Below are 8640 nucleotides of genomic sequence, written 5' to 3' on the forward strand. Positions count from 1 at the left end.
CGTAGGCCCGCGCCAGGGGGACACGCGCGTCAGGCCGCGGCGACCAACGGCGCGAGGGTGCGTCCGGCGAGCGCGATGACATCCGGATCTTGGCCTGCCGCAAAGAGATTCACCATCAGCCGACGTACCCCGTGGGCGAGCACCTTCGTGCGGAGTTGCTCGGTGACCTCGTCGGGGGTGCCCACGAAGAAGACCTCGGACGCCATCGCGGGGTCCACCCCGGATCCGTGCAGTATCCGTTCTGCCTGCTGTCGCGCCTTCGCGCCGTCTTCGTCGATCACCATCGGGGTCGCGAAGCTGACCTCCAGAGTCCGGGGGTCGCGTCCCACCTCCGCGCAGCGCGCGTCGAACGCGCGGAGTTTGTCGGGCAATTGCGCTGGGAGACAGGTGATATTGAGGTGGTCGGCGTATCGTGCGGCGTATGCGAAGGTGCGTCGTTCGCCGCCGCCACCCACCAGGACGGGGAGATCGTCTCGCATCCGCGGTTCATTGATCGGCTCGCGCACGCGGTACCACTTGCCGACCATCGTCGGGCGATCGCCACGCAGCATCGGGACGATGATTCGCAGCGCCTCCTCGAACTTGGCCATCCGTTCGGAAAGCGAGTGGAATTCCAGTCCGTAGCCGTCGTGTTCGGGTTCGAACCAGCCCGCACCGATGCCCAGCACGGCCCGGCCGCCGCTGATCACGTCGAGGCTGGTGACCATTTTGGCCAGCACGGCCGGATTTCGGAAGGTATTGCTGCTCACCATGGTCGAGAGCTGGATCGAGCTCGTGCGGCTCGCCAGCGCCGCCAACGTGGTGTATGCCTCCAGGGTCGGTTCATCGGGTGCGCCCGGCGTCGCGTGCAAATGGTCGCCGATGGTCAGGACATCGAAGCCGGCCCGTTCTGCGGCAAGCGCCTGATCGAGGACCGCGGTGAACAGATCGGCGGGCCGGGTGTCGGAATCGAAAGTTGAAATGTTGCAACCGAGTTTGAGACTCACAGTTCGAACCTTTCCCTGACCGGAGCGATTCCGTGATGGGCCGGCCCGGCCGGACGTTTTCGACTAATGAACAGGAGTGGTCAGCATGGCGGCCCGATAGCTGCGCAGGGCCACGGCGCCGAATACCACCGCGAAGCCCGCCGACCACGCGACCGTCGACAACAACGGCACCAAGATCGGCCCGCCGTCGAGCAGCCCGCGCATGGTGTCCACCGCGGTGCTCATGGGCTGGTCCCGGACGATGGGCCGCAGGGGGCTCGCATACTGGCCGACCGGGACGAATCCGGTGTTGAAGAACGCGCCGAGCAGAATCAGCAGACCCGCGAATTCCACTACGGTCTTGCCGATTTGCAGGACGGCCAGTCCGATCACCATGGTCGCCAATCCGATGACGAGCAGTACCGGCACGAATGCCGCCGCGACGGCATCGAGCCAGCCATGGTGGAATCGCAGTCCGAGCGCGACACCGACCACCAGCAACAGCACGGCGGTGACGAAGGCGCGTACGCACTCGGCCAGCAGTCCGCCGATCGGGAGGGCCGCGCGGTTCCCCGGCAGCACCCACCAGCGCCACAGCAGCCCGCTTTCCCGCTCGCGGTGCAGCGCGCCGCCCGTCGCGATCGCACCGAGCAGCGCGCCCATGACCATGACCAGGGGTACGAACCCGTAGATGGTGACGTGTCCCGAGGTGTGGGTGAGCAACTTGCTCAATACGAGCTGATACATCAGCAGCAACGCCAGCGGGAAGATCACCGATTGGATGAGGACCTCCGGCTGACGGCTCCAGCGTCGCAGCAGGCGTTGCGCATGCACGACAGCCTGAACGGGCAGTGTGCCGCCGAATGTGTCGTTTCTCGTCTTCGCGGACCGACTCATCGCTTCTTCCTCTGCGCGGCCACCGACACGGCGGCGAAGCATCCCGCCGATGCGACCGACCAGATCACCGCGAGACCCAGTGCCGAGGTGTATCGGCCGACGGCCAACTCACGCAGCGCGTCGGCTTGTGCCGAGACGGGCTGATTACGGACGAACGGTTGTATCCATCCCGGAAACCACTGCGCCGGAACGAATCCGGTCGAGGCCATGATCAGCAACAGCTGAGGCAGGACCAGGACCTGTGCACCGATCTTGGGCGTGGCGGTGGCGGTGCCGAGGGCGTCGGCGCCCACCACCAGCGCCGCGCCGAACAGCAGGCTGACGGCCACGAAGACCAGCGCGGCGACCGCGTCGTGGAAACGGAAGCCGAACACCGAGCCGATCACCACCGCCCCGGCTATCGCCACCAGCGCACGAATCAGATCGGCCCACATCCGGGCGCTCAGCACGACCCACGCCTGGATCGGCATCGAATTCAGCCGGACCTGCACGCCGCTCGCGGCATCGCGAGCCGCCCGGTCGGCCGCGGACATAGCGGTGAAGAACATCCCCTGCACAACGATGATCGGCAGGAAATACTGTGCGTAGTCGTACCCCACGACCGCCATCGAATATCGCAGCGGTAGATAGAAACAGACGAAGAACATCATCGGGGCGATGAATCCGAACGTCAGATCCCGCTCGCGCAGGGCGCTGCGAACCGCCCGCCCGCTCAGCGCGGTCAACTGGCGGCGCCGAACGGCGATGAGTTCGCCCGTCATCGCTGGATAGCGAATAGTGGCCCCTCTCGTGATATTCGCCCGGCCGGCTGCTACTTGCGGAAGCTGCGAATGATCCGGCCGCCGAATACGAGCGTCAGTCCGACCGACCACAGTGCCGTGTACAACACCGGCATGGCCACCGGCCCACCGGAGATGAGACCGCGCATGGCGTCGATCGCCACACTCATCGGCTGATAGCGGACCACCGGCTGCAGAAAACCGGGGTATTGGTCGACGGGGACGAATCCGGAATTGAAGAACATGCCGAGCAGAATCAGAATCGAGGACAGCTCCACGATCTTCGCGCCCGCCCGGCTCATCGCCAGGGCCATCACCATCGCGGCGAACCCCACCACGAGCAGCACGGGAACCAGCAGCGCCCCGATCACGGACAGCACGCCGGTGTGCCAGCGCAGTCCCAGCGCCGCCCCGACCAGGAGCAGCAGGATCGTCGCGCCCAGCGTGCGGGCGCATTCGGCCAGCAAGCGGCCCGCCGGGATGGCCGCCCGGTAGCCCGGCATCGCCCGCCAGCGGTCCAGCAGGCCGTTCTCGGCCTCCGCGTGCAGCGAGGTGCCCGTCGCCATCGCACCGAACATCGTGGCCGTCACCGCGACCAGCGGGACGAAGCCCTCGATGCTCGCCTTGCCCGACGACGCGGACAGAAATCTGCTCAGCACCAGTTGGTACATCAGCAGAAGTGCGGTGGGGAATATCAGTGACTGGACCATGATCTCGGGTTCGCGCGTCCAGCGGCGCACCAGCCGGCCCGCGTGGATCAGACTCTGCCCGGCCAGCGACGCGTGCACGGTCGCATTGCTGTTCTGCTGCGTCAGCGTCGTCATCGCGCCCGCCTTCCGATTCGTGCCGACACCGCGGCGAACACCACGATCAACGCGACCGACCACGCCAGGGCCGCGCCCACCGAGTCGTACCGGCCCGCGGACAACGCGCGCAGCGCATCGCTGCACACCGACACCGGCTGCCATCGCACGATCGGCTGAATCCATCCGGGAAAGCCTTCCACCGGAACGAATCCGGTCGAGGCCATGATCAACAGCAGCTGCGGCAGCAACAGGATCTGGGCGCCGATCTCGGGATTGCCCGACGCGGCGCCGACCACGTCGGCGCCGATCACGACGCCGACGGCGAACAGCAATGCCAGGATCACGAACAGCGCCGCGGTGCCGACATCGTGGAATCGGAAACCGAAGGCCGACCCGATCACCAGCGCACCGGCGATCGCCACCACCGCACGCGAGGCGTTGGCCGCCATGCGCGCGGCCATCGGCACCCAGGGCCGCACCGGCATCGCGCGCAACCTGGTGCCCATCCCGCTCGCGGTGTCCACGGCCGCTCGGTCCGCGGCCGACATGGCCGTGAAGAACATGCCCTGCAGGATGATCACCGGCAGCAGGTACTGCGCGTAGTTCATCCCGGTCCGCTCCATCGAATGTCGCAGCGGCACATAGAAACACATGAAGAAGATCATCGGCGCGAGGAACCCGAAAACCAGGTCGCCCTCCCGGATCGCGGCGCGCACGGTGCGCCCGCTCAGCGCACGCAGCTGCAGGCCGGTCGGCGGCAGCGCGATGGCGGTCTGCTCACTCATGCCCGCACCGCTCGCGCGTCGGCGTTCGCGGAATCGGCATCGGATCTGGTGAGTTTGACGAATACCTCGTCCAGCGACGGACGGCGAAGGGCGATGTCCACCAACTCGATTCCGGCGGCCGAGATGCGCTCCAGCGCCGCGGTCAACGTCGCGGCTCCGCCGGGTGCGGGCACCGAGACGCGGTCACCGGCGTCGGCGATGGTGACGTCGCCCAAGCCCGCCAGGGCGGTAGCCACCGCCGGAATGTCCGAGGCCTCCACCGGAACGACCTCGCAGTAGCTGGGCCCCGACCGCGCCTTCAGATCGTTGGCCGTGCCCTCCGCGATGACCCGGCCCTTGTCGATGACGATGATGTTGTCGCTCAGGACATCCGCCTCTTCGAGGTACTGGGTGGTCAGCAGCACTGTCACGCCCTCGTGCCGAAGATCGCGGACCAGCGACCACACGGCCTGGCGGCTCACCGGATCCAGTCCGGTGGTCGGCTCGTCCAGGAACACCACCTTCGGCAGCCGGACCAGGCCGCACGCGATATCGATCCGCCGGCGCATACCGCCCGAGTACTGGCCGACGCGCCGGTCGGCGGCCTCCTCCAGATCGAACTGGGTCAGCAGTTCCGCCGCTCGCCGCTGGCTGTCCTTCTTGCCCATGCCCAGGAGGCGGCCGAACAGCACGAGGTTCTCCCGGCCGGTGAGCAGGTCGTCCAATGCCGCGTACTGTCCGGTGAGCATGATCGATGCGCGGACCGACGCGGCGTCGCGCACCACATCGAACCCCGCGACCGTCGCGTGTCCCGCGTCCGGCCGGACCAGGGTGGACAGCACCGATACCGTTGTCGTCTTGCCCGCCCCGTTCGGTCCGAGCACACCCAGGACGCTGCCCACCGGTGCGGTGAAGCTGACGCCCTGGAGCGCGTGCACGGAGCCGAATCGTTTCTCGACGCCTTCGACGACCACGGCATCGGCGTTTGCCTGCGTTGGAACCGCAGCCACGGGATCCTCCCAACTCTTCTTCGATACCCGTCCGAAAACCCACCCGCCGGAGCTGATCTCGGATCGAACGGAGTCCAGTTCGATTGTAAGGTTAGCCTAACCGTAACAAAATACTCGGCGGTCGGGTAAGGGGTGGCGGATATCTGCGATCCGAGGCGCTATCGGGAAGTGGCTCTGGCCGCGCGTCGCCGTTGCGCCCGCGCCGCGACGCGCTGGGCCGCGGTCACCACCCGGACCGGCCGCAGCGTGTGGGCCAGCCGGTACGGCGTCGGACTGCGATAGAGCTCGGCCAGCGAGAAGTGCTGTCCCAGACGGTCTTCCAACAGCGCGTGCGCGCGGATCGCACTGATCGACGTGCCGCCCAGATCGAAGAAACTGTCGTGGATCCCGAACTCGCCGACGCGCAGCGCCGCACCGAATACCGACGCGATCGTGGCGTCGAGGCCACCGGTATCCGAGGCTGCGTCGGCGTCCCCGGACGCGCCGGTGGTGGCCACCTCGATGCGGACCGGCACTCCGAAGCGGTCGCGCACCGTGCCCAGCGTGCCGAGCACCCGATCGCGCGAGGCCGCGTCGAGGCGTAGCACCAGATCGGCGCTCGTCGCGTCGGGTGCGGCGAGCAATCCGGCGATTCGCGCGCCCCGGGGATCGAGTCCGACCAGCGGATAAGGTGTTTCGCGACGCAGGCACAGATCCAGGGAGGCCAGCGCCTCGGCCGGATCCAGCGCCCGATAGCCGTTGGCCCGGCCGAGATCGCTCAGCGTGCTGGTGCGGTTCAGGCCGACGCCGTGCCAGGTCGACCAGGCGATGGACTGCGCGCGATGCCCACGCGCCCGGAATTGTCCGGTGAGCGCGTCGAGATAGGCATTGGCCGCCGCGTACGCCCCGGCATGTGCCGCGCCGAATACCGAATTCACCGAGGAGAATCCGATCCAGCGCAGCTCCGGTCTCGAGTCACCAAGGCGCATAAGGGTTTCGGTGACCGATGCCTTGGCGGCGAGTGCGGCGTCGAAATCCTCGACCGTCGAGGCGGCCAGCGGATGTTCGGCGAAATGCCCGGCGAGATGGATCACGCCGTCGAGGCGTCGTCCGAAATGCGTCTCCGCCGCCTCGACGCACTGCCGCAAAGCGGCCTCGTCGGCCGGATCCAGGACGGCGTGGCGGATCCCGTCCGAATCGGCGGGGGTCTCGGAGCGGCCGATCACCAGCAGCCGCAACCCGTACCGGCGTCGCAGATGCGCGGTGACCAGTGTGCCGACACCGCCGCGGCCGCCGCTGACGAGATAGAAATCGCCCGGGGCGGGAGGCGCGGAGTCCAGCGGTGTCGTGGTGCGGCGCAGGCGGGGCACGAACCGTGCGTCGCGCAGCGCCACGACCGGATCACCTGTGCTGCTGGATATCTCGCGGGCAAGCTGGTCGGGCGCGATCGACGCGGCGGTATCGATGTGGCGGATGTGCGACTGCTCCAGCTCGGCGCGCGCGGTCTCCACCAGCGCGGCGCAGGCCGAGTGCAATGGGTCGGCGGCCGTGTCGACGGCGAACGCCGCTCTGGTCACGACGGTTACCGCGGCGCCGGGCGGGCAATCGGACAATGCGGCGGCGAGGGACGCCAATACCTGTGCGGGCGTGGCGTTGTCGTCCAGAACCAAGGCCTCGGGCGGTGCGCCCTCGATGACTCCGACAGTGATCACGGTGCCCGGGTCCGTCGGCGCGGCGGCCGCACGCTGTTTGGGTGCCCAGGTCAGGTCGAAGAAATGGTCGGCGACGGTGCCCGCGTCCCCGGATGCGACACCGACGGCGGCGAGATCCGCTGTCAGGGAGGCGAATTCGCCGCGCTCATAACGTTCGCGCAGCGCCGAGCGCTGGATCTTGCCGATTTCGGTCTTGGTGATCACCCCCTCGGGCAGCGGTAGCACCACGGCGGGCGAAACACCCACCGTCGCGACGACCGCGGCCCGGATCGCCGATACCGCCGAGGCCGCGTCGCTGGAGTCCGCGAGACGGAAGAACACGATCAGCTGCTCGCCGTCGCCCTGCTGCACCGCGCATGCGGCCGACCAGGAGGTCAGCGTGCAGTCCAGCCGATCGACCGCGGCCTCGATCTCGTGGCACGGGTAGTTGACGCCGTTGATGATGACGACATCCTTGGCCCGGCCGGTGATCTGCAGGCTGCCGACGTCATCGATGCGGCCCAGATCGCCGGTGTCGAACCAGCCCTCGGCATCGAAGGACGCCGAATTCTGCTGCGGCAGACCGCGGTAGCCCCGGGTAACGGTGGCCCCGGACACCTGTAGACGGCCGACCTCGCCCGTCGCGAGCAGCCGATCCGCGTCGTCCACGATGCGGATGCGACAGCCCGGAATCGGCGCGCCCAGATGCGCGAAGGTGTCCGCACGCGAGGTGGCGCTGCGGAACCTCGGCGAATACACGACGCCGGAACAGGTTTCGGACATGCCCCAGACCGGGACCATGGTGTCGGCGGCCAGTCCGTGCGGGGCGAGCGCGTCCAGGAACGCGGCTGCGACCGCGGGCGCGATGGCCTCACCGGCGTTCAGCGTCATCCGCAGCGCGGAAAGATCCCAGCTGCGTTCGGGAGCCGCTCCGACAGCCTCGCTGACCAGGCCGAACGCGAAGTTCGGGGCCCAGGTGCTCGTCACCCGGTAGCGGTCCATGGTGTCGAGCCAGCGCAGCGGATCGGCGAGAATCCAGTCCGTCGGGGCGTGGATCTGATCGACGCCGTGATAGACGTCGCGCAGATGCCACATGACCACTCCGCCGACGTGATCCAGCGGCATCCAGTTGAACGAGACGTAGGAGCCGGTGAAATCCTCTACGGTGCGCAGGGATTCGCCGCGCCGGAGGATATTGCCGTGGGTGAGCTCCACACCCTTCGGTGCGCCGGTGCTGCCGGAGGTGAACATCAGCAGGGCGACGTCATCGGGGCCGAGTTCGGGCAGCGGTCGTGACGAGTGCGGATCCGCGTCGGCCGCACCGCGCGAGTATGCCTCGATTCCGATGGCGCGCACCGGTTCTCCGTCCGGTGTGCGCCACGTGCTCAGCGCGTCGTACTCGTCGCGCCCGGCCAGCACGATCGGCTGTTCCAGGTTCTGCCAGATGCGTACGAACCGGTCGCGCGCCGGACTCGGCGTGGAATAGTCGACCGGCGCGGCGACGGGGGCGGCGACCAGGCCCGCCAGCAGACAGGCCCACACACCGACGAGGAAGTCCTCGGTATCGCGGGATTGCAGGACGAGCGGGTCGCCGATGCGGCTGCCGCCGCCGAGCAGCGCGGTCGCCAAAGCCGTTGCCCGCGACAACAGTTCGCTGTAGCTGAGGACAGTGTCGGCATCCGTGGAACGCAGATGACGAATACTGCCGGACCCACCGGCGGCGGCCACCAGTGCCGGGCCCAGTGCGGT

7 protein-coding genes are annotated in these 8640 nt (G+C 68.1%); all 7 read right to left on the reverse strand.

Features of this window, described 5'->3' with window-relative positions; translation table 11 throughout:
* Nucleotides 1-29: 29 nt before the first annotated feature.
* Nucleotides 30-986, reverse strand: coding sequence for a TIGR03560 family F420-dependent LLM class oxidoreductase (locus tag NM2_RS09955; RefSeq protein ID WP_067666918.1), 957 nt, complete (start codon nt 984-986; stop codon nt 30-32).
* Nucleotides 987-1049: 63 nt separating this feature from the next.
* Nucleotides 1050-1862, reverse strand: a complete 813-nt coding sequence (locus tag NM2_RS09960) for an ABC transporter permease (RefSeq protein ID WP_067666919.1) — start codon at nt 1860-1862, stop codon at nt 1050-1052.
* On the reverse strand, nt 1859-2623 hold the full coding sequence (locus NM2_RS09965; protein WP_067666920.1) for an ABC transporter permease: 765 nt from the start codon (nt 2621-2623) through the stop codon (nt 1859-1861). The genes NM2_RS09960 and NM2_RS09965 overlap by 4 nt, the downstream gene beginning before the upstream one ends.
* A gap of 50 nt (nt 2624-2673) precedes the next feature.
* Nucleotides 2674-3465, reverse strand: coding sequence for an ABC transporter permease (locus tag NM2_RS09970; RefSeq protein ID WP_067666922.1), 792 nt, complete (start codon nt 3463-3465; stop codon nt 2674-2676).
* Complete coding sequence (locus NM2_RS09975; protein ID WP_067666923.1) at nt 3462-4232, reverse strand: ABC transporter permease; 771 nt, start codon at nt 4230-4232, stop codon at nt 3462-3464. Before NM2_RS09975 ends, NM2_RS09970 begins: the two co-directional genes overlap by 4 nt.
* Nucleotides 4229-5221, reverse strand: coding sequence for a daunorubicin/doxorubicin resistance ABC transporter ATP-binding protein DrrA (locus NM2_RS09980; protein WP_067666925.1), 993 nt, complete (start codon nt 5219-5221; stop codon nt 4229-4231). The genes NM2_RS09975 and NM2_RS09980 overlap by 4 nt, the downstream gene beginning before the upstream one ends.
* Before the next feature lie 158 nt (nt 5222-5379).
* Nucleotides 5380-8640 (reverse strand): AMP-binding protein (locus NM2_RS09985; protein ID WP_157121008.1); only part of this gene is annotated, 3261 nt, incomplete at its 5' end.

The sequence above is a fragment of the Nocardia miyunensis NBRC 108239 genome, assembly GCF_001613065.1.
Taxonomy (GTDB): Bacteria; Actinomycetota; Actinomycetes; order Mycobacteriales; family Mycobacteriaceae; genus Nocardia; species Nocardia miyunensis.